The sequence below is a fragment of the Pseudomonas massiliensis genome (assembly GCF_000826105.1).
GTDB lineage: Bacteria > Pseudomonadota > Gammaproteobacteria > Pseudomonadales > Pseudomonadaceae > Aquipseudomonas > Aquipseudomonas massiliensis.
In genome coordinates, this window is record NZ_CCYK01000007.1 from 272,592 (window position 1) to 289,692 (window position 17,101).

The 17,101-nt window shown below is 62.4% G+C and carries 19 protein-coding genes; 16 read left to right on the forward strand and 3 right to left on the reverse strand.

Annotation, left to right across the window (positions count from 1 at the left end; genetic code table 11):
- Positions 1–36: 36 nt before the first annotated feature.
- From BN1188_RS12075 to BN1188_RS12110, 7 genes are all read left to right on the forward strand, one after another.
- Positions 37–1,596: an alkaline phosphatase D family protein gene (locus BN1188_RS12075; protein WP_040261725.1), complete on the forward strand. Its 1,560-nt coding sequence runs from the start codon at positions 37–39 to the stop codon at positions 1,594–1,596.
- A gap of 160 nt (positions 1,597–1,756) precedes the next feature.
- Positions 1,757–1,957 (forward strand): type II toxin-antitoxin system VapB family antitoxin, encoded by a 201-nt coding sequence (locus tag BN1188_RS12080; protein ID WP_040263882.1) that lies wholly within the window; start codon positions 1,757–1,759, stop codon positions 1,955–1,957.
- Complete coding sequence (locus BN1188_RS12085) at positions 1,954–2,325, forward strand: type II toxin-antitoxin system VapC family toxin (RefSeq protein WP_088776210.1); 372 nt, start codon at positions 1,954–1,956, stop codon at positions 2,323–2,325. The genes BN1188_RS12080 and BN1188_RS12085 overlap by 4 nt, the downstream gene beginning before the upstream one ends.
- A 250-nt stretch (positions 2,326–2,575) precedes the next feature.
- Entirely contained in the window at positions 2,576–3,082 is a 507-nt protein-coding gene (msrA, locus tag BN1188_RS12090) for a peptide-methionine (S)-S-oxide reductase MsrA (RefSeq protein ID WP_040261728.1), read from the forward strand.
- 635 nt (positions 3,083–3,717) lie between these two features.
- Positions 3,718–3,990, forward strand: a complete 273-nt coding sequence (locus BN1188_RS12100) for a hypothetical protein (protein WP_040261730.1) — start codon at positions 3,718–3,720, stop codon at positions 3,988–3,990.
- 147 nt (positions 3,991–4,137) lie between these two features.
- On the forward strand, positions 4,138–4,473 hold the full coding sequence (locus tag BN1188_RS12105) for a hypothetical protein (RefSeq protein ID WP_040261731.1): 336 nt from the start codon (positions 4,138–4,140) through the stop codon (positions 4,471–4,473).
- A gap of 177 nt (positions 4,474–4,650) precedes the next feature.
- On the forward strand, positions 4,651–5,403 hold the full coding sequence (locus tag BN1188_RS12110; RefSeq protein ID WP_052469257.1) for a hypothetical protein: 753 nt from the start codon (positions 4,651–4,653) through the stop codon (positions 5,401–5,403).
- Positions 5,404–5,652: 249 nt separating this feature from the next.
- Here BN1188_RS12110 and BN1188_RS12115 read toward each other — a convergent pair whose 3' ends face one another.
- A complete protein-coding gene (locus tag BN1188_RS12115; protein ID WP_040261732.1) occupies positions 5,653–5,904 on the reverse strand; it encodes a hypothetical protein in 252 nt (83 codons plus the stop codon).
- Positions 5,905–5,906: 2 nt separating this feature from the next.
- On the reverse strand, positions 5,907–7,490 hold the full coding sequence (locus tag BN1188_RS12120; RefSeq protein WP_040261733.1) for a phytoene desaturase family protein: 1,584 nt from the start codon (positions 7,488–7,490) through the stop codon (positions 5,907–5,909).
- A 161-nt stretch (positions 7,491–7,651) separates the two neighbouring features.
- Here BN1188_RS12120 and BN1188_RS12125 point away from each other — a divergent pair, with 161 nt between their 5' ends.
- On the forward strand, positions 7,652–8,089 hold the full coding sequence (locus BN1188_RS12125; protein WP_084596212.1) for a winged helix-turn-helix transcriptional regulator: 438 nt from the start codon (positions 7,652–7,654) through the stop codon (positions 8,087–8,089).
- Here the strand turns inward: BN1188_RS12125 and BN1188_RS12130 are convergent.
- Positions 8,086–8,991, reverse strand: a complete 906-nt coding sequence (locus tag BN1188_RS12130; RefSeq protein ID WP_040261734.1) for a LysR family transcriptional regulator — start codon at positions 8,989–8,991, stop codon at positions 8,086–8,088. The two genes, BN1188_RS12125 and BN1188_RS12130, sit on opposite strands and share 4 nt — an antisense overlap.
- Positions 8,992–9,194: 203 nt before the next feature.
- Between BN1188_RS12130 and BN1188_RS12135 the strand changes: the two genes are divergently transcribed.
- The 8 genes from BN1188_RS12135 to BN1188_RS12170 are packed head-to-tail and all read left to right on the forward strand — an operon-like array spanning position 9,195 to position 17,045.
- Complete coding sequence (locus BN1188_RS12135) at positions 9,195–10,322, forward strand: FAD-dependent oxidoreductase (protein WP_040261735.1); 1,128 nt, start codon at positions 9,195–9,197, stop codon at positions 10,320–10,322.
- 21 nt (positions 10,323–10,343) lie between these two features.
- Positions 10,344–11,360 (forward strand): SMP-30/gluconolactonase/LRE family protein, encoded by a 1,017-nt coding sequence (locus BN1188_RS12140; RefSeq protein ID WP_040261736.1) that lies wholly within the window; start codon positions 10,344–10,346, stop codon positions 11,358–11,360.
- 25 nt (positions 11,361–11,385) lie between these two features.
- On the forward strand, positions 11,386–12,672 hold the full coding sequence (hisD, locus tag BN1188_RS12145; RefSeq protein ID WP_040261737.1) for a histidinol dehydrogenase: 1,287 nt from the start codon (positions 11,386–11,388) through the stop codon (positions 12,670–12,672).
- Entirely contained in the window at positions 12,669–13,421 is a 753-nt protein-coding gene (locus BN1188_RS12150) for an SDR family NAD(P)-dependent oxidoreductase (protein ID WP_040261738.1), read from the forward strand. Before hisD ends, BN1188_RS12150 begins: the two co-directional genes overlap by 4 nt.
- A 7-nt stretch (positions 13,422–13,428) precedes the next feature.
- Positions 13,429–13,869, forward strand: coding sequence for a VOC family protein (locus BN1188_RS12155; RefSeq protein ID WP_040261739.1), 441 nt, complete (start codon positions 13,429–13,431; stop codon positions 13,867–13,869).
- Positions 13,866–14,852, forward strand: a complete 987-nt coding sequence (locus tag BN1188_RS12160; RefSeq protein ID WP_040261740.1) for a fumarylacetoacetate hydrolase family protein — start codon at positions 13,866–13,868, stop codon at positions 14,850–14,852. The genes BN1188_RS12155 and BN1188_RS12160 overlap by 4 nt, the downstream gene beginning before the upstream one ends.
- A 1-nt stretch (position 14,853) precedes the next feature.
- Positions 14,854–15,789 carry an NAD-dependent epimerase/dehydratase family protein gene (locus BN1188_RS12165; protein WP_040261741.1) on the forward strand — a complete coding sequence of 312 codons (936 nt, stop codon included), beginning with the start codon at positions 14,854–14,856 and terminating at the stop codon, positions 15,787–15,789.
- A gap of 38 nt (positions 15,790–15,827) precedes the next feature.
- A complete protein-coding gene (locus BN1188_RS12170; protein WP_040261742.1) occupies positions 15,828–17,045 on the forward strand; it encodes an MFS transporter in 1,218 nt (405 codons plus the stop codon).
- Positions 17,046–17,101 lie beyond the last annotated feature (56 nt).

Here is a 17,101-nt window from a genome sequence, read left to right on the forward strand (position 1 = left end):
TCTAGTAGCTCCTTCCTGTCCGACTAGGAGCCACACATGCCCAACTTCCCCATCGCTCGCCGTCGCCTCCTGCAAGGCGTCGGCGCGGGCCTGCTGTTGCCCGGCCTGGCCCCTGCCGTGATTGCATCAGTGAACGACCGCCCCAAGGTCACCGACGGCGTGCAATCGGGCGACCCCCTGGGCGACCGCGCCATGATCTGGAGCCGCTGCGACCGGCCAGCGAAGCTGGTGGTGGAATGGGATACCCGAAGCACCTTCAACCAGCCGCGGCGGGTTACCTCGACGCTGGTCACCGCGCAGAGCGACTTTACCGGGCGCGTTGAGCTGACCGGGCTGCCAGCAGGCCAGGCAATTTTTTACCGGCTGTGGTTCGAGGACGGCAATACCGGCGTGGCCAGCGAGCCCTGGTTCGGACACCTGCGCAGCGTGCCGGCCCAGGCCCGGGATATCCGCTTCGTGTGGAGCGGCGATACCGTGGGGCAGGGGTTCGGCATCAACCCGGATATCGGCGGTATGCGGATTTACGAAGCGATGCGCCTGCGCCTGCCGGACTTCTTTATCCACAGCGGTGACACCATCTATGCCGACGGTGTGGTCCCAGCGCAACTTACCACCGAGAATGGGCGTATCTGGCGCAACCTCACCACTGAAGCCAAAAGCAAGGTGGCCGAAACCCTGACCGATTACCGGGGCAACTACCGCTACAACCTGATGGACGATAACGTCCGGCGCTTCAATGCCGAGGTGCCGCAGATCTGGCAGTGGGACGACCATGAAGTGACCAACAACTGGTCACCCAGCAAGCAGCTCGATGAGCGTTACCACACCCGAGACATCCAGCAACTGGTAGGCCCAGCGCGCCAGGCCTGGCTCGAATATGCCCCCATGCGCCCCCAAAGCGGAGACAGCGGCCGCCGGGTATACCGGCGAATCCCCTACGGGCCGACCCTGGACATCTTCGTACTGGACATGCGCAGCTACCGAGGTGGCAACGATGCCAACCTGAGCCAGGCCATGGACGCACAAAGCGCCTTCCTGGGACGCGAGCAGTTGGACTGGCTCAAGGCCGAACTGGTGGCCTCCAAGGCCCAATGGAAGGTGATCGCAGCCGACATGCCCATCGGCCTGGGCGTACCGGACGGTGAAGTCAGCCCCGGGGTAGGGCGCTGGGAAGCCATCGCCAACGGCGACAACGGCCCGGCCAAGGGTAGGGAACTGGAGATTGCCGAGCTGCTCGGCCACCTGCGGCGCCAGCAGGTGAAGAACACCATCTGGCTGACCGCCGATGTGCATTACGCCGCAGCCCACCACTACCACCCGGACCGCGCCACCTTCCAGGATTTCGACCCCTTCTGGGAATTCGTCGCCGGCCCGCTGAACGCAGGAAGCTTCGGCCCCAACCCCCTGGACCTGACCTTCGGCCCCGAAGTGGTCTTTCAAAAAGCACCCCCGGCCCAGAACACTTCGCCTTTTGCCGGTTATCAGTTCTTCGGCGAAGTGAACATCGAAGCCGCCAGCGGCGAGCTCACCGTTACCCTGCGTGATTTGGATGGGGTGGCGATATTTGAGCGTAAGTTGCAGCCTGAGGTGGGGTAGGGAAGGGGGGGGCGTGTCAGTCTGCCGGCGAACGGTTGCTTATAGCTGGCCAGTAGGGGGGCCGATCTGGCCTCTGCCGCTCTACACATTGATGCATCAACAAACACATGCAATCATCGATTATGATGCGTAAAAACATCATTGTTGATGAGGAAACATGATGAGAACTACGGTGACGATTGACGACGAACTCTATAAGCGCGCCCTTGAACTGGCTGATCCCAGCATGGACAAGGCTGACCTATTTCGGGAGGCCGTAAAGACCTTTGTTCGCATTCAAGCAGCTAAACGCCTTGCCTCATTAGGTTCCGCAGCGCCGTCTATGGAAGAGGTCCCCCGCCGACAAGGCGATCTCAGCTGATGGATGTGCTGGTCGATAGCTCAGTATGGATAGCGCACTTTCGTAGCCGTAATGAGGCACTGGTGGATCTGCTCGGCCACGATCGGGTGTTGATACACCCAATGATTCTAGGTGAACTGGCCTGTGGGACACCACCTGACCGGGTCAGAACACTGGCTGACTTATCAAGCCTTCGCCATGGACAACAAGCTTCGTTAAGCGAAGCGCTGGATTTTATCGAGCGCCATCAGCTTTATGGCCTTGGCTGTGGGCTGATAGACATGTTCCTGCTCGCCTCGACGTTGATGTCAAAGGCTACCCTATGGACCTTGGATAAGCGTTTGGCGAAGCTGGCGGGCCAATTTGGGGTATTGCATACAACGCAATGAAGCCAGTTGTCGATGTAAGGTACCCATTAGGTTTTTACAGTCGTCGGCGTACTTGAACTGGCGAAGCTCAAGGTCGTTGGTAAAGCAGGCATCGCCGTGGAGCGATCTTCGGATTGAGCTGGAAGGCAACGGTCAATAGCGCAGCGCTGGTGGCTTTCTGGGAAAGTGTTTCAGCCTACGCCCTTGGATTTGCGAAACCCGCCCATATCAATTGCAGTATCTACCGCATTCGAAGGAAACAGCCTCCGCCATGAACACCCAAACCGAAACCGCTATCCTCGCTGGCGGCTGCTTCTGGGGTATGCAGGATCTGCTGCGACGTTACCCTGGCGTGCTGCATACCCGAGTGGGCTATACCGGTGGCGACGTATCCAATGCGACCTACCGCAACCATGGCACTCATGCCGAGGCTATCGAGATCGTCTTCGACCCCACGGTGATCAGTTACCGCAAGATCCTCGAATTCTTCTTCCAGATCCATGACCCCAGCACCCCGAACCGGCAGGGTAACGACCTGGGCCCCAGCTATCGCTCGGCCATCTACTACCTGACCGACGAACAGCGTGAGGTGGCACTGGACACCGTGAAAGATGTGGACGCTTCGAAGCTGTGGCCAGGGCCGGTGGTGACCGAGATCGAGCCGGCGGGCCCCTTCTGGGAAGCGGAACCCGAGCACCAGGATTACCTGGAGCGCATTCCCAACGGCTATACCTGCCACTTCATTCGGCCGAACTGGACCCTGCCGAAGCGCGGGTAAGGTGGGCAGGGGCTGGCGAGTCGCCCCTGGTATCGGGCTTAACGACCGGTCGCCGCTGATGTTAGGTGCGCCCCCACGCTGGCCGGCACTTTGCTCAGCGCCGGGTTTGCCATGCGCCACGCCAGCCATGAAGCATTGATGGAGGAGTCGCGCTTGTCCGAGCAGCGGCTGGACCTCCATGCTTATAACCTTACCATCCTTACGAAGGTTACCGCGCTACCGGCGGTGCTGGCGCCAAACGCTGAACTGATAGAAGCGCTGCGCGAGCCGGTTCCTACAGGGCGCCGATTGCCTCTGGGAGTTCCGCCCGCTCCCGGCCAAAGGTGGACACTGCACCTGCTATCGCCGAGCTGACCCTCACCCTACGCGGTTTAAATGGGATAGCGATATTCGAGCGCACGGTACAACCGGAGGTGGGACAGCGATGGGGAGCGCATGGAGATGTTCGGAAGATTGTGCTGCTCATGGATCAAGTCCGGGCCGGCCAGTCCCTATATCACTTATAGTAGGGATATAACTATCGGAAAGTCTCTCATGTTTTGCCGTTTTGGCCCGTTTGCGTCCCAAAACAGGGGTCTAGTCCTTTAAAAACCGGCTGCTGAAAAGCCATTCAATCCGTTCACCTGAGCACTGTCGTGAGTACACCTTCTGCTACCCGCAGCGGCCTGCCAAAAACCCGCGAGTTCGCCCAAATGGAGACCGAACGGCTGGCCCGGGAACTGGCGCAGAGTCGCAATATGGTCGACCGGCTGCGGGTGCAGCGCTCGGACGCCAAGGAGGAAACTGCCGGGTACCGCGCGCAAGCCGACAGCCTTGCTGCACAGGTGCAGCAGTTGCAAAAAGCCCACGAGCGCCTCGAAGCACGCTATGAGGCCCTGTTACAGGCAAAATCGGAAGGGCAGGGGTGAGCTGAGGTTTCGGATGAAGCTGATTCCGGTGAAAGAGGGAAGCAGCTCGCTAAAGCACCGTTCAACCGAACCTGAAGCAGTCTAAGATCCGAAGCTGCCTGTGCGCGGCGCTACGCCCTCATGAAGCTTTAACACATTGAGACAACCATGACTGACCTGATCGAAGCAGAAATGCGCCGCGCCTTGTTTGGCGCTGCGGAAGCACCGGCCCCTAAGCATATGCACATCCCTGATCCGCTGGAGGCCAGCCCGGATGTGGTCATCGTGGTGCCGACGGTCGAGGCGAAGAAGCGGAAGGTTGAGAAAGCGTTTACGCCGCGACTCAAGGTCAAGCTGCGAGTGGGGAATGTCTTTGAAGGCGAAACGGAAGAACTCGTGCATGAGGCCGATATGCTGAGCACCCTGCTGGCGGAGCAGGAAACGGTGAAGGCGGCACGGAAGAAATTTTGCTATGCAGACGTGGTGTCGGTTGAGCCGAAGTGAAGTGGTACCGTTCGAATCGTTCCTGTGCGGGCATATTACTTAGGTTCTGCCCGCCACGGCCGATAACGCTGCAACCGACTGCCTGATAGGCACCTGGCATCGGCATTGCCGACATTCCATCAATCGCCCAATGAACGCCCCACCGCGGCGTCGCACAGCCGCACACAGGAGAGGGTAATGCCACGGCGTAACCGCCCGGAAGTCATCGACAGGGATCGACTCGAATCGCCATTGACGGCGCTGGAGCCGCTGTCGCCGCATCGGCGTTCACCGTCGCGCATGAGTCCGGCCTTGTGGATCGGAGGACTGACCGTCGTGGTGGCCCTTGGCGTGAGCTGGGCGCACCTCAAAGCCTATTGGCAGCCTGAGTCCTCCACCCTCGCGGAAGCGGCCTTGCCCGCCCAGCCGGTCACTCGCCCCGCGCTTCCGATTAGCGCGCCTGCGACGGCGCTCGCTTCGGCACCGGCTCGTGCCCAGGCCCGGCCTCTGGCCGACTGCTTGGCGGGTAGCACTGTGATCAATGAGGAGGTGCTGCGATGCCGCTTTGGCAACGTACCGCCTCCCCGCATGGAGACCCAACCTCGCCAAGGCCTCGTGTCAGCGGCGTATTTGAAGCAGTACCGGGCCGAGCGCGCGGCGCGCCCGGTAAGTGACCGGAGGGAACACGTCAACGGAACAGAAACCCAAGTGATTCCTGGCTGGGATGGCCATGGGAGCTACCTGGCCACCTGGCAGGTGGTGGACAACGAAGTTGATACGTCGAGCGTATGCCGTAATCACCGCCAGGGTTCGATCGACTATCGCGAATGCCGCAAGGGCGCCAAGCAGTGGTTCATGCAGCAGTGCCGAAGCACGCAGAGTAGCGGAGGTAGCGGTGACTCCGAAAAAAGGCGGTATTGCTCGGCGGCGTCATTCAGTCCAATGGGATGACAGCAGCGACGCTTGCTGCCAAGTCTGCATTGCTAAGGTGAATCATGATCCCGCCATTTGAGAACGACCCCTACCGACCCTGAGCGGTCAGTCAAAAGCAATCAGTCGCAGGCGTCTACGAAACCAGGAGCGATTCACTTTGCTCTCCGCTCATCCAACATGATTAAAAGACGGCCCTCGATAAGGGAAGGCCGTAGTTTGTCACGCTAAGTGACAAATTGGGCAGACCTATGAGGGCGATCTTGGCACTCAGCGTCTGGCAGTCTCTGAGCCAGCCTTGGATTTCATCTTGCCTACTCGAGCCCGAAACACCAGGCTGAGCAGGAACAACACGGTCTTGAGGTCGAGCATCTTCAGCGCCGCCCGGGCTTCCTCCGGACGCAGGCGGGCGACCATGGGCATGGCGCCGAAGATCTTGCCCTTGATCAGCAGTTCGTTGCCGCTACGTTCGATGGCATTCACCGCCATCAGCTCACTGTTGTCGCTGCCGAATATCTTCATGGTCAGTTCCTCGTCACGCGGTCGAAATCCATGCCCAGGTCGTCGAACACCTTGATGGCCGTTGCGCGGCCGGCGCCGAATACACCACCGCCGGGGTGCATGAACGGCCCTACCAAGTAGAGGTTGTCTAGCCCTGGCACGGTCAGGCGACCCAGGTCGGGCGTGGGGCGGTGGGCGAAGTTTTGATAGAAGTACGGCGCCACCCCGTGCACGTCGCCCTTGACCATGGAATTGGGCGAGCTGCGCTCCAGGTCCAGTGGCGAGCACAGGGTGCGGGCGATGATGTTGTCGGGCGTCAGGTTTTTCACGAACTTGCGGTAGGCCTGCAGGCTCAGGTCGCCGAATTCCTCCTTGTACTCGTCCCAGCGCGCAGCGCCGCCTTCGGCTAGGTTGTAGGGCGCGAAGGTCATACCATGGAACATCCCCTTGCCAGTCGGCACGCGGGTAGGGTCGTTGATGCTTTCATCTCCGCCCGCCACCAGCCGCCGCGTGGACACGCGGCCGCGCCGCAAGGCATCGAAATCATCCAGCATGTCGCTCAGGCGATCACTGCTCATCATGGTCAGCATGGTGGCGCGGCCCACGTCAGGGCCTGCGTGAAATTCAGCCTGGCGATGCAAATCGTAGTGGCTCACGAACAGGCTGAAGGGGGCAAGGGTGGCGCGTTCGGCGCGGGCGATCACACCCGGGTCCAGCCCGTCCACAAAGCGCTTGATCACATGGGGGTGAAGCGCGCCGATCACCGCATCCTTGGCAAGGATACGTTCACCGTCAGCCAGCTCTACGCCCGCCGCGCGGCCATCGGATACCACGACCTTGCGCACTTCGGCATTGCACCGGATTTCGCCGCCGTGGTGCTCGATGCAGCGGGCGAGGGCCTCGGACAGCTTGCCGCTGCCGCCCACCGGTTGCGACACGCCGTGGGTGTGCATGATCCCGACAAAGGCATACACGCCCATCCCTGTGCCCAGTTCGTCGGGCATCTGCAGGTTCTCGGCGATCACCCGCAGCAAGTGGATCTTCACCTTGTCGTGTTCGAACAGGTTATCGATGATGTCTAGCGTGCTGCGCTGCATGGCATCGAACAGCTCGCGGCCTTCCAGGCTCTGGTCGAGCATCGCCACCATGGCGCCCATGGGCAGCGGCGGCGAATAAAACCCGGAGAGGAACAGCGGCAGCAGCCCACCGGCCTTCAAGGCCAGCTCGCGGTAGGTGTTGGCGTCACGTTCGGATACCGTCGCGATGGACGCGCAGGCTTTGTCCAGGTCGCGATAGGTGATCAGCGAACTGCCGTCCTCGAAGACCGTGGCGTGAGGAATGTCGGAATAGTTGTATTTGAGCCCGAACCGGCTGAACAGGCCCAGCTCGTCCTGGGTGATCATTGGGTTGCCCTGGATCATGATGTGCACGCTGGAGTGCTCGTCGTGCCAGAAACCCGGTGTGTTGAGCTGGCGGGTAGACACGCCACCGCCCACGTAATCCTTGCGCTCCAGCACCAGCACCTTTTTTCCGGCCTTGGCCAGGTAGGCCGCGGCGACCAGGCCGTTGTGCCCTCCGCCGATTGCGACCACGTCGTAATGGTTCATCTGCACCTTCCCACAGGGTTTTATTGTTGTTGGCAGCCGTGCCAGTGGCTGGGCTGTGGGGCGATTCTAGGAGTAGGCTTTGCAGGCCTGGAAGATCGCACTTTAATGTGGGTCGGTTACCTCAATGTGCGTGCCTCTACCAACCGCAGGAACATCACCGCGTGGAAAATCCCGACACTCAAGCCCCGCAAGCAACCCAGCAGCAGGCCCTGGAGCGCTTGCGCGCGCGGGTACTGCACAACGGCAATGATCCGCACGGCCCTATCCGGGAAACCCTCGGCCGGCTTGGCGATCGCTGGAGCCCGCTGCTGTTGTTGATCCTGAAAACCGGGATGCTGCGCTTCACCGAGCTTCAACGGCAGGTGAACGCCATGGCCGACGCGGAGCTGTCCCAGCGCATCCTTACCCTCAAGCTGCGTGCCTTCGAGCGCGACGGCATGGTGTCCCGCACGGTAATCCCGACTATCCCGCCCCAGGTGGAATATCGGCTTACGACACTGGGCGTTGCGCTGGCGCAGCGGCTGGAAGGATTACTGGAATGGCTGGAAGGCCAGGCGCCTGAAATCCTCGCCGCTCGGGCTGTATGGGACCACACCTAACCCAACCCTTGCGCCGTCTCGATGATCAGGTTTCGCAACCACGCCAGCCCCGGGTCGTGCTGGCGGTATTTGTTCCATTGCAACGCGATGGTGAGTTCCGGTGCCGCCCAGGGGGCGGGCAGGATGCGTAACGGCAGGTATTCCACCCAGCGCTCGGCGAGACGGCGGTGCATGGTGGCGATGCGGCGAGTGCCGATCACATAGGGAGGCACGCTGTTGAAGGTGTGGGTAGTTACCTCCACCCGGCGCTCGAAGTCGAAACGGCGTAGAAACCACTCATCCACGGTGGGGGTGCGGTGTTCGTTGCCCCAGCGCACCAGCACGTGGCCGAGCTGCTTGTAGTCATCGAACGAGAGCGTCGCTGGGCCCTGCTCGCGGCACACCACGCACACGAAAATGTCGTCGAACAATGGGCTGGAGGGGTGGCCCTCCATCAGTTGCGTATCGGGCAGCAGCAAAAAATCCAGGTGCCCCCGCTCGATTTCATGAATGGCATCGTCGTTGGGCGAGAACAGCTCAAGCGAGCACTTGGGCGCTAACTCGCGCAAGCGAAGACTCACTTCAGGCATCAGCACCATGCCCACGTAATCGGAGGCCATCAAGGTGAAGGTGCGGATGGCCTGTTCCGGCTGGAACTGACTGCGGTTTTCCAGCGTGGCGCGCATCTGAATGAGCAGGTCACGCACCGGTTGTGCCAGGGTTTCACCCATCGGGGTGCGCACCATCCGGCGGCCGATCTGCACGAGTAAATCGTCTTCGAAATAGGTTCGCAGGCGGGCCAATGCCGCGCTTGTGGCCGGTTGGCTGAGAAACAGCCGCTCGCCGGCGCGGGTGATGTTTTGTTCAGCGAGCAACACGTCCAGCACTACCAGCAGATTCAGGTCCAGGCCGTGGAAGCGCATGTGGGGGATCTTCTTATGGTTATGGGCACCAGCATTTGCGGTGTTTATACCCCGGCACGCTGGCCGTGACCAGTCATCCACGCCATGGATGACAGGCATCCGAACAAACAATTTCCGGCATACCCCGCCGCTGCGTAGTGTGAGGCTCATACCTCGCCGCCAGCGCCTGGCGGGGCACAACAATAAAACCGGAGACACGCTGGATGAGCGAGATCAGGAACGTGCTGATAGTGGGCGCGGGGATCGGCGGGTTGAGCGCCGCGATCGCCCTACGCAGGGCTGGGGTGGCGGTGGAGATCGTGGAGATCAACCCCCAGGCCAAGGTGTACCACGTGGGCATTGTGGTGCAGGCCAACTGCATCCGGGCCATGGCGCAACTGGGCATCGCTGACGCGGCAGTGGCGGCGGGCTTCCCCTACAACGGCCTGCGCATCTGCAACCAGCAGGGTCAAGTGAAGGCCGAACTTAGCGGCGCCCGCCTGGCGGGTGAGGATTACCCCGCCAACCTGGGCCTTACCCGGCCCGCCTTGCACAAGGTATTGCTGGATGCGGTCGCGCAGAACGGCGCGATCCTGCGGCTGGGCGTGACCTTCAGCGACATCGAACAAAGCGAACACAAGGTGTCGGTGCGGTTCACCGACGGCAGCAGCGGCGACTACGACCTGGTGGTCGGCGCCGATGGTGTGTATTCCAAGGTGCGCGCCAGGGTGTTCGGTGAGCACTATCGCCCGCGTTTCACTGGCCAGGGGGTGTGGCGCTACAACCTGCCCCGGCCCAAGGACCTGCTGTGGTCGCACATGTTCGAGGGCAAGCCTGGCGGCAAGGCCGGTTATACCCCACTCACCGAAGACAGCCTCTACATCCTCTCGGTGTTCGAGGAACCCGGTAACCCCTTTTTCGACCCAGATACCTTGGCGGCGGAATTTCGCAAGCGACTTGAAGGCTATGGCGGCTTGGTACCCGAGCTGAGCGCGCAGATCACCGACAACAGCCAGGTGGTGTACCGCCCGCTGGAGGCATTGCTGATGCCAGCGCCTTGGTACCGCGGCCGGGTGCTGTTGATCGGCGACGCGGCGCACGCCACTACCCCACACATGGGCCAGGGTGCGGCGCAAGCGGTGGAAGACGCCGTGGTGCTCGGCGAACTCTGCGGCGCCGGGCTAAAGACGCAAGCAGTACTGGACGGCTTTATGGCCCGCCGCTACGAGCGCTGTAAGTTCATCAACGAAGGCTCGGTGCAGATCGGTGAGTGGGAGCAACGGCCTACGCCTGAAGCCGATTTCGCCGGGCTGATGGCCAAGATGATCCGCGTGGTTTCCGAACCCATCTGACGCGCTGCACAAGGACGCTCCATGAACCGCAACCCACTCAAAGACTGGCAGGTCGATCGCGACGCCATTGGATTCATCGGTCACGACCTGCAACGCCCCGAATGCATCATTGCCCAGCCTGATGGCAGCCTCTGGGCCGCCGATGCACGCGGTGGGGTGATGCACATCGCGGCCCACGGCGAGCAAACCCTGTTGGCCCCGGCCCAGGCGCCGAGCAGTGACGCCAGCTTCGAAGCCCGCTACGTGCAATCCCAGGGCGCTTCGCTGCCCAACGGCCTGGCGCTGACCGAAAACGGTGACTTCATCATCTGCAACTGGGGCCTGGACCGTATAGAAAAACTTGATCGCCGAGGCAACCTGCAGGTGTTGTTCGATCAATTGGACGGCAAGCCCCTGGGCAAGACCAACTTCCCGCTGCGGGATCGCCAGGGGCGGATCTGGTTCACGGTCACCACCACGATGCAGCCCTGGACCGACTCGATCAATTCCGGCGTGCTGGACGGCTACATCGGAGTGATCGACGAGCACGGCATTCGTGTAGTCGCCGAGGGCTTCGGCGGCACCAACGAAATCCGCTTCGACGACCGCCAGGAGTGGCTGTACGTGGTGGAAAGCAATGTGCGCCGGATCTCGCGCCTGCGTCTGCGCCCCGATGGCTCGCTGGGTGACCGCGAAGTGTTCGGCCCTGCTGAGCTGGAAGGCTTCCCGGACGGTTTTGCCTTCGACTGCTTTGGCAACCTTTGGGTAACCCTGGTGATGAGCGACAAGCTGATCGCCCTTACCCCGGACGGCGAGGTACTGACGCTGCTGGACGACGGCAACCCGGAGGCCATCGCCGTGCTCAACGCCCATTACCGCGCGAAAACCCTGACCCCGCAGATCATGCAAGCCACTCGCGGCACTCTTGCGCCGTGGATGGCCAGCATCACCTTTGGCGGTCCGGACCTTCAAACGGTGTACCTGGGCAGCTTGCAAGGTACCCGTATTCCGTACTTCCGCTCGCCCGTGGCGGGCCAGGCGCTGGTGCACTGGCGCTGACACTCAACAACAAGGAACACAGGCCATGATTCGTTATTTGAAAAGAGGCAAGCCTGCCGCGCACAAAGCCGAGCTCAATGCTCAGGTGCGTGACACAGTAGAGCAGATCATCAGCGCGGTGGAGCAACGGGGCGAGGCGGCAGTGCGGGAGTATTCCGAGAAGTTCGATAGCTGGAGCCCCACTGACCTGCGGTTGAGCCAGGCACAGATCCAGGCCTGCATCGACAGCCTGCCGGCCCAGGCCATCGCGGATATCAAATTTGCCCAGGCGCAGATTCGCCGTTTCGCCCAGGTGCAGTTGCTATCGCTGCGCGACGTCGAGGTTGAAACCTTGCCGGGTGTTGTGCTGGGCCACAAGAACATCCCGGTCAACGCCGTGGGTTGCTATATCCCCGGGGGCAAATACCCGCTGCTGGCCTCGGCGCACATGAGCGTGCTTACTGCCAAGGTGGCAGGCGTAAAGCGGGTGATCGCCTGCGCGCCGCCGTTCGAAGGCAAGCCCTCGGCAGAAATCGTCGCCGCCATGGCGCTGGCCGGTGCCGATGAAATCTACGTGATGGGCGGCGTTCAAGGCGTGGCGGCCATGGCCCTGGGTACCGAGCATATCGCGCCCGTGGACATGATCGTCGGCCCAGGCAATGCCTACGTCGCCGAGGCCAAGCGCCAGCTATACGGGCGCGTGGGTATCGACCTGTTTGCGGGACCAACCGAAACCCTAGTGATCTGCGATGACAGCGTGGACGCCGAACTGGTGGCCGTGGATCTGCTGGGCCAGGCAGAACATGGCCCTACGTCGCCGGCGGTGTGCCTGACTACCAGCAGCCGACTGGCCGAAGAACTGCCCGCGGCCATCGAGCAGGTGCTGGCACGGCTGGACACTGCGCCGGTGGCCAGCGTGGCGTGGCGCGACTACGGCGAAATCATCCTGTGCGACAGCGACGAGGAAGTGCTCGCTGAATCCGAGCGGCTGTGTTCCGAGCATGTGCAAGTGATGACCTGCGACCCCGAGTGGTTCTTCGAACGCATGACCTGCTACGGCGGCCTGTTCCTCGGCCATCGCACCAACGTGGCCTACGGCGACAAGGTAATCGGCACCAACCACACCCTGCCCACCATGGGCGCTGGCCGTTACACCGGCGGGTTGTGGGTGGGCAAGTTCATCAAGACCCATACCTACCAGCGCGTGCTCACCGATGAAGCCAGCGTGGCCGTTGGTGAGGTGTGTTCCCGGCTATGCGCGCTCGAGCACTTCTCTGGCCACAAGGAACAAGCCGACATCCGCGTGCGGCGCTTCCAGGCGGCCCGCGCATGAGCAGGCTTGCAGGCAGGGTGGCGGTAGTCACCGGGGCCACTGGCGGTCTGGGCCAGGCCATTTGCCAGGCGTTGGCCGAGGAGGGCGCCAGCGTGGTGGTGGGTTATCACCATTCAGCGTTGGCAGCTCAGGCCCTGGCTCAGAATCTGCCGCCCGTAGACGCTGGCCACTGGGCCGCCTCGGCACCGGTCACTGACAGCAACGCGCTCAATGAACTGGCGGCATTGGTTGATGCTCGCCATGGCCATTGCGACCTGCTGGTGAACTGTGCCGGTGTCACTCGCTTCGTGCCACACGGGGACTTGCTCGGGCTGGACGATGATCTGATCGACCACATTTTCGCCACCAATGTGCGCGGCGCCATCGCCTGCGTTCGGGCATTCCAGCCGCTGCTGCAGGCCAGGAGCAATGGACTCGTGGTGAATATCAGCTCGATCGCTGCGCGTACGGCCATGGGCAGCAACATCGCCTACTGTGCCTCCAAGGCCGCGCTGGACAACCTGACCGCGTCCCTGGCGCGAGCCTTGGCACCCGCCGTGCGGGTGGTGTCGGTCGCGCCGGGCCTGGCCGACACCGAATTCGTGCAAGGGTTGGCCAGCGACTGGCGTGACGAGCAGGCGCAACGCACGCCCCTTGGCCGCCTGGCCCTGCCAGAGCAAGTGGCCCAGGCCGTAGTGGCAGCGGCCTCTCACCTCACCTTTACCACCGGCGCGGTCATCCCTGTGGATGGCGGCAGAGCATTGAGCTGAGGGCACCATGAGCGACGTATTCGCACTCAAACCTCACCACGGCGGCATCAGCGTGCCGGACCTGGACGAGGCTATCGACTGGTACCACCTGATGTTCGGTTTCGAGTTGGAAAGCCGTGCCTTTATCGAGCAGATTCCGGCCGAGGTGGCGTTCATTCGCCATGGCGACTACCGCATCGAGCTGTTCCAACTCGAAGACGCCAAGCCTCTGCCAGAGGACCGCCGCGAGCCGCACCTGGACCTGCTCACCCATGGCCACAAGCACTTGTGCTTTGCCGTGCAGGACGCGCCAGCCGCCTTCGCCCAGCTGCGAAGCAAGGGCGCCGACATTGTGTTCGAGCACGTTATTGGCGGTACGCCCATGGGTTTTTTGCGCGACAACAGCGGCAACTTGCTGGAACTCATCCAATACCCGGCCTTGTGGGCCGAACAAGGAGCACCCCTGTGAAGCTGGCAACCTTGAAAGACGGCAGCCGTGACGGCCGCCTCGTAGTGGTATCCCGCGACCTGAGCCGTGCCGTGCTCGCCAGTGGTATCGCCGGCACATTGCAAGCGGCCATCGAGGACTGGGCCCGTTGCGAGTCGCTGTTGCAGCAGGTGTATGCCTCACTCAATGCGGACCTTGCCTCACAAGCCTTCGCCTTCGAACCACGCGAAGCCATGGCACCGCTGCCTCGCGCGTATCAGTGGGCCGACGCCTCGGCGTTCCTTAACCACGGCAGCCTGATGGAGCGCGCATACAAACTGGACATCAAGAAAGACGCCGGCGTGCCCATCATCTACCAGGGGGCGGGCGATGATTTTCTCGGCGCCTGCGACGACTACCCGGTGCCCGGCGAGGAACATCAGATCGATTTCGAGGGGGAGGTGGCGGTGGTGCTCGACGACGTGCCCATGGGCATCGATTCCCACGCCGCCGCCGGGCACATCAAGTTGCTGATGCTGCTCAATGATGTGAGCCTGCGCGCGCACCTGTTCAAGGAAGTGAGCATCGGCTTCGGCCCGCTGCGGGCCAAGCCCAGCACTGTCTTCGCGCCGGTGGCGGTCACGCCCGACGAGCTGGGCGACGCCTGGGCAGACGGGCGGGTGAAGCTGCCGCTGCATGTGCAATGCAATGGCGAACGCTTCGGCGAGCCCAACGGCGAAGAGATGGACTTCAGCTTTCCAGAACTGGTGATGCACCTGGCACGCACACGCAACCTGCGCGCTGGTGCCGTACTGGGCTCGGGCACGTTCTCCAACCGTGACTACCCGCGCACAGGCTCGGCCTGCCTTGCCGAACGCCGCGCCGTGGAAGTGCTGGAGCACGGGGAGGCAAAAACGCCATTCCTGCGTTTCGGCGACCGCTTGCGGTTCGAGATCTTCGGGCACGACGGCCAGAGCGTGTTCGGCGCCATCGACCATCGCTTCGTGCCCGCGCAGGAGGCCTGACATGCACATTCTGATCACCGGGGCCAACGGTTTCGTCGGCGCTTCCCTGGCTCGTCGGCTTCTCACCGACCCTGCCGCCTTGCCTGGCTGGGATCGCCTTACCCTGGTAGACCTGAGCTTCACTACACCCACCGATGACCCGCGTGTACAGCAACTGGTTGGTAGCCTGGATGACCCCACGCTGCTGGCCACGGCACTGGAAGCGCCGGCTGAGGTGGTGTTTCACCTTGCCAGCGTGCCGGGCGGGCTGGCCGAGCGCGACTATGCCCTGGGCCGGCAGGCCAACCTGGACGCCACCCTGGCCTTGCTTGAAGGGTTGCAGCGCCAGGCAACCCCCGCGCGCGTGGTGTTTGCCAGCACCATCGCCGTGTATGGCTCGCCATTGCCCGAAGTGGTAGACGACTTCACCCCGTTGCGCCCGCACCTGAGCTACGCCACGCAGAAGCTGATTGGCGAGCTGTTGATCGACGATTTCAGCCGGCGCGGCACCATTGATGGCATCAGCCTGCGCTTGCCCGGTATCGTAGCGCGCCCGCCGCAGCCCTCTGGGTTGCTGTCGGCCTTCATGAGCGACGTGTTCTGGAAGAGCAAAGCTGGTGAGCCGTTCGAATGCCCGGTGTCGGCGCAGGCCACGGCGTGGTGGATGTCTGCAGTGCGCTGCGTGGACAACCTGCTGCACGCTGCCGCGCTGCCAGCCGAGGCGCTTCGAGCGCGGCGGGTGTTTACCCTGCCGGTGTTACACCTGAGCATGGGCGCGTTGATCGAAGGCCTGCAGCAGCGCTTCGGGCAGTCGCCGGTCAGCTTTGTGCCCAATGAGGCGCTGGAAGCGGCCTTCGGCCGCTATCCGCCATTGCGCAGCGAAGCGGCTGAGCAACTGGGGCTGTGCCATGACGGCAGCCTGGCGCAGCTGATCGAGAGGACGTTGAACCCGCTGTAGAACACTCCGTACACCTAATAACAATAACGGGAGACACCATGAACGCTCCGCTGAGCATTACCCAGTCAAAAGCCACCCTGGCAACCTACCTGTTACTGCTGATCAACTGCCTGTCGCCCATGGCGGCGATCGTGATCGCGCCCAGCCTGCCGCAGATGCAGGCGCATTTTGCCCAGGTCCCCAACGTCGAATTTCTGATCCCCGTGGCGCTTACCGTGCCAGGCCTGCTGGTGGCGTTGCTTAGCCCGGTGGTTGGGCTGCTCGCCGATCGCTACGGGCGCAAGGCGTTGCTGGTGGGTTCCATTTTCGGCTATGGCGTGTTCGGCGTGCTGCCGATGTTCCTCGACTCGCTGTACGCGATCATTGTCAGCCGCGTGGCCCTGGGCTGTGTGGAAGCGGTAGTGGTCACGATCAGTACCATGCTGATCGGCGACTATTACAGCGGGGCGCAACGGCAGAAGTACTTGGCACTGCAAACCACCTTCGCCTCCAGTTCGGCCATTGTATTCTTCATGGTAGGTGGCGCCCTGGGCGAGATCAGCTGGCGGATGCCTTACGTGGTGTACACGGTGCCGCTGCTGCTGGCGCTGGTGAGCAAGGTGATGCTATGGGAACCGGCCGTGGCCAGCATGGCCGCAGATGAACGGCACAACGGCAATGGCCCACGCTTTCGGCCCTGGGTGCTGCTGGGCATTTGCATGGTGACCTTTATCGGCGCGGTGATGTTCATGGTGCTGCAGATCCAGATGGCCTATCTGCTAGGCGACATCGGCGAGCCTTCGCCGCAGACCGCCGGCCTGCTGGCCTCGGCCTGCAGCGTGATGATCGTGCTCGGTACGCTGGCAGTACATCCGCTGAGCCGCATGGGGCTGCGCACGCCTCACTGCCTGGCGCTGGCGTTCGGCCTGATCGCCACCAGTTTCGTGGTGATACCGGTGATGCACAGCTGGCAAGGCATCATGGCGGTGGCGCTGGTCAACGGTCTGGGCTGCGGGCTGATGTTGCCTACCCTGGCCATCTGGAACATGCGCGAACTCCCTTGGCAGCGCCGGGGGCTTGGCACCGGCATGTGGTACGGCAGCTATTGCCTGGGCATGTTCTGCAGCCCGTTGCTGGTAGTGGCCGTAGGCAAGGCCAGCGGGCACTTGGCAACCACCGTGGGCTGGGCCGGCTGGCTGTGCATGGGCGTAACCGTGCTGGCGCTGATGGTCAGCCTGGTCCGCCGTCAACCTCAGGGCCTGCCGCTTACCCCGTGACATACCTCTTTTGATTGGTAACCCAACCGGCGCGACTGGCGCCGGCTGGGCTCTCT

Excerpts from the sequence above, each read along its gene's own strand:
- BN1188_RS12150 (WP_040261738.1), top strand. The coding sequence starts at position 12,669 with ATGAGCAGGCTTGCAGGCAGGGTGGCGGTAGTCACCGGGGCCACTGGC.
- BN1188_RS12105 (WP_040261731.1), top strand. The coding sequence starts at position 4,138 with ATGACTGACCTGATCGAAGCAGAAATGCGCCGCGCCTTGTTTGGCGCT.
- BN1188_RS12135 (WP_040261735.1), top strand. The coding sequence starts at position 9,195 with ATGAGCGAGATCAGGAACGTGCTGATAGTGGGCGCGGGGATCGGCGGG.
- msrA (WP_040261728.1), top strand. The coding sequence starts at position 2,576 with ATGAACACCCAAACCGAAACCGCTATCCTCGCTGGCGGCTGCTTCTGG.
- BN1188_RS12170 (WP_040261742.1), top strand. The coding sequence starts at position 15,828 with ATGAACGCTCCGCTGAGCATTACCCAGTCAAAAGCCACCCTGGCAACC.
- BN1188_RS12110 (WP_052469257.1), top strand. The coding sequence starts at position 4,651 with ATGCCACGGCGTAACCGCCCGGAAGTCATCGACAGGGATCGACTCGAA.
- BN1188_RS12115 (WP_040261732.1), bottom strand. The coding sequence starts at position 5,904 with ATGAAGATATTCGGCAGCGACAACAGTGAGCTGATGGCGGTGAATGCC.
- BN1188_RS12165 (WP_040261741.1), top strand. The coding sequence starts at position 14,854 with ATGCACATTCTGATCACCGGGGCCAACGGTTTCGTCGGCGCTTCCCTG.
- BN1188_RS12140 (WP_040261736.1), top strand. The coding sequence starts at position 10,344 with ATGAACCGCAACCCACTCAAAGACTGGCAGGTCGATCGCGACGCCATT.
- BN1188_RS12155 (WP_040261739.1), top strand. The coding sequence starts at position 13,429 with ATGAGCGACGTATTCGCACTCAAACCTCACCACGGCGGCATCAGCGTG.
- BN1188_RS12120 (WP_040261733.1), bottom strand. The coding sequence starts at position 7,490 with ATGAACCATTACGACGTGGTCGCAATCGGCGGAGGGCACAACGGCCTG.
- BN1188_RS12130 (WP_040261734.1), bottom strand. The coding sequence starts at position 8,991 with ATGCGCTTCCACGGCCTGGACCTGAATCTGCTGGTAGTGCTGGACGTG.
- hisD (WP_040261737.1), top strand. The coding sequence starts at position 11,386 with ATGATTCGTTATTTGAAAAGAGGCAAGCCTGCCGCGCACAAAGCCGAG.
- BN1188_RS12075 (WP_040261725.1), top strand. The coding sequence starts at position 37 with ATGCCCAACTTCCCCATCGCTCGCCGTCGCCTCCTGCAAGGCGTCGGC.
- BN1188_RS12080 (WP_040263882.1), top strand. The coding sequence starts at position 1,757 with ATGAGAACTACGGTGACGATTGACGACGAACTCTATAAGCGCGCCCTT.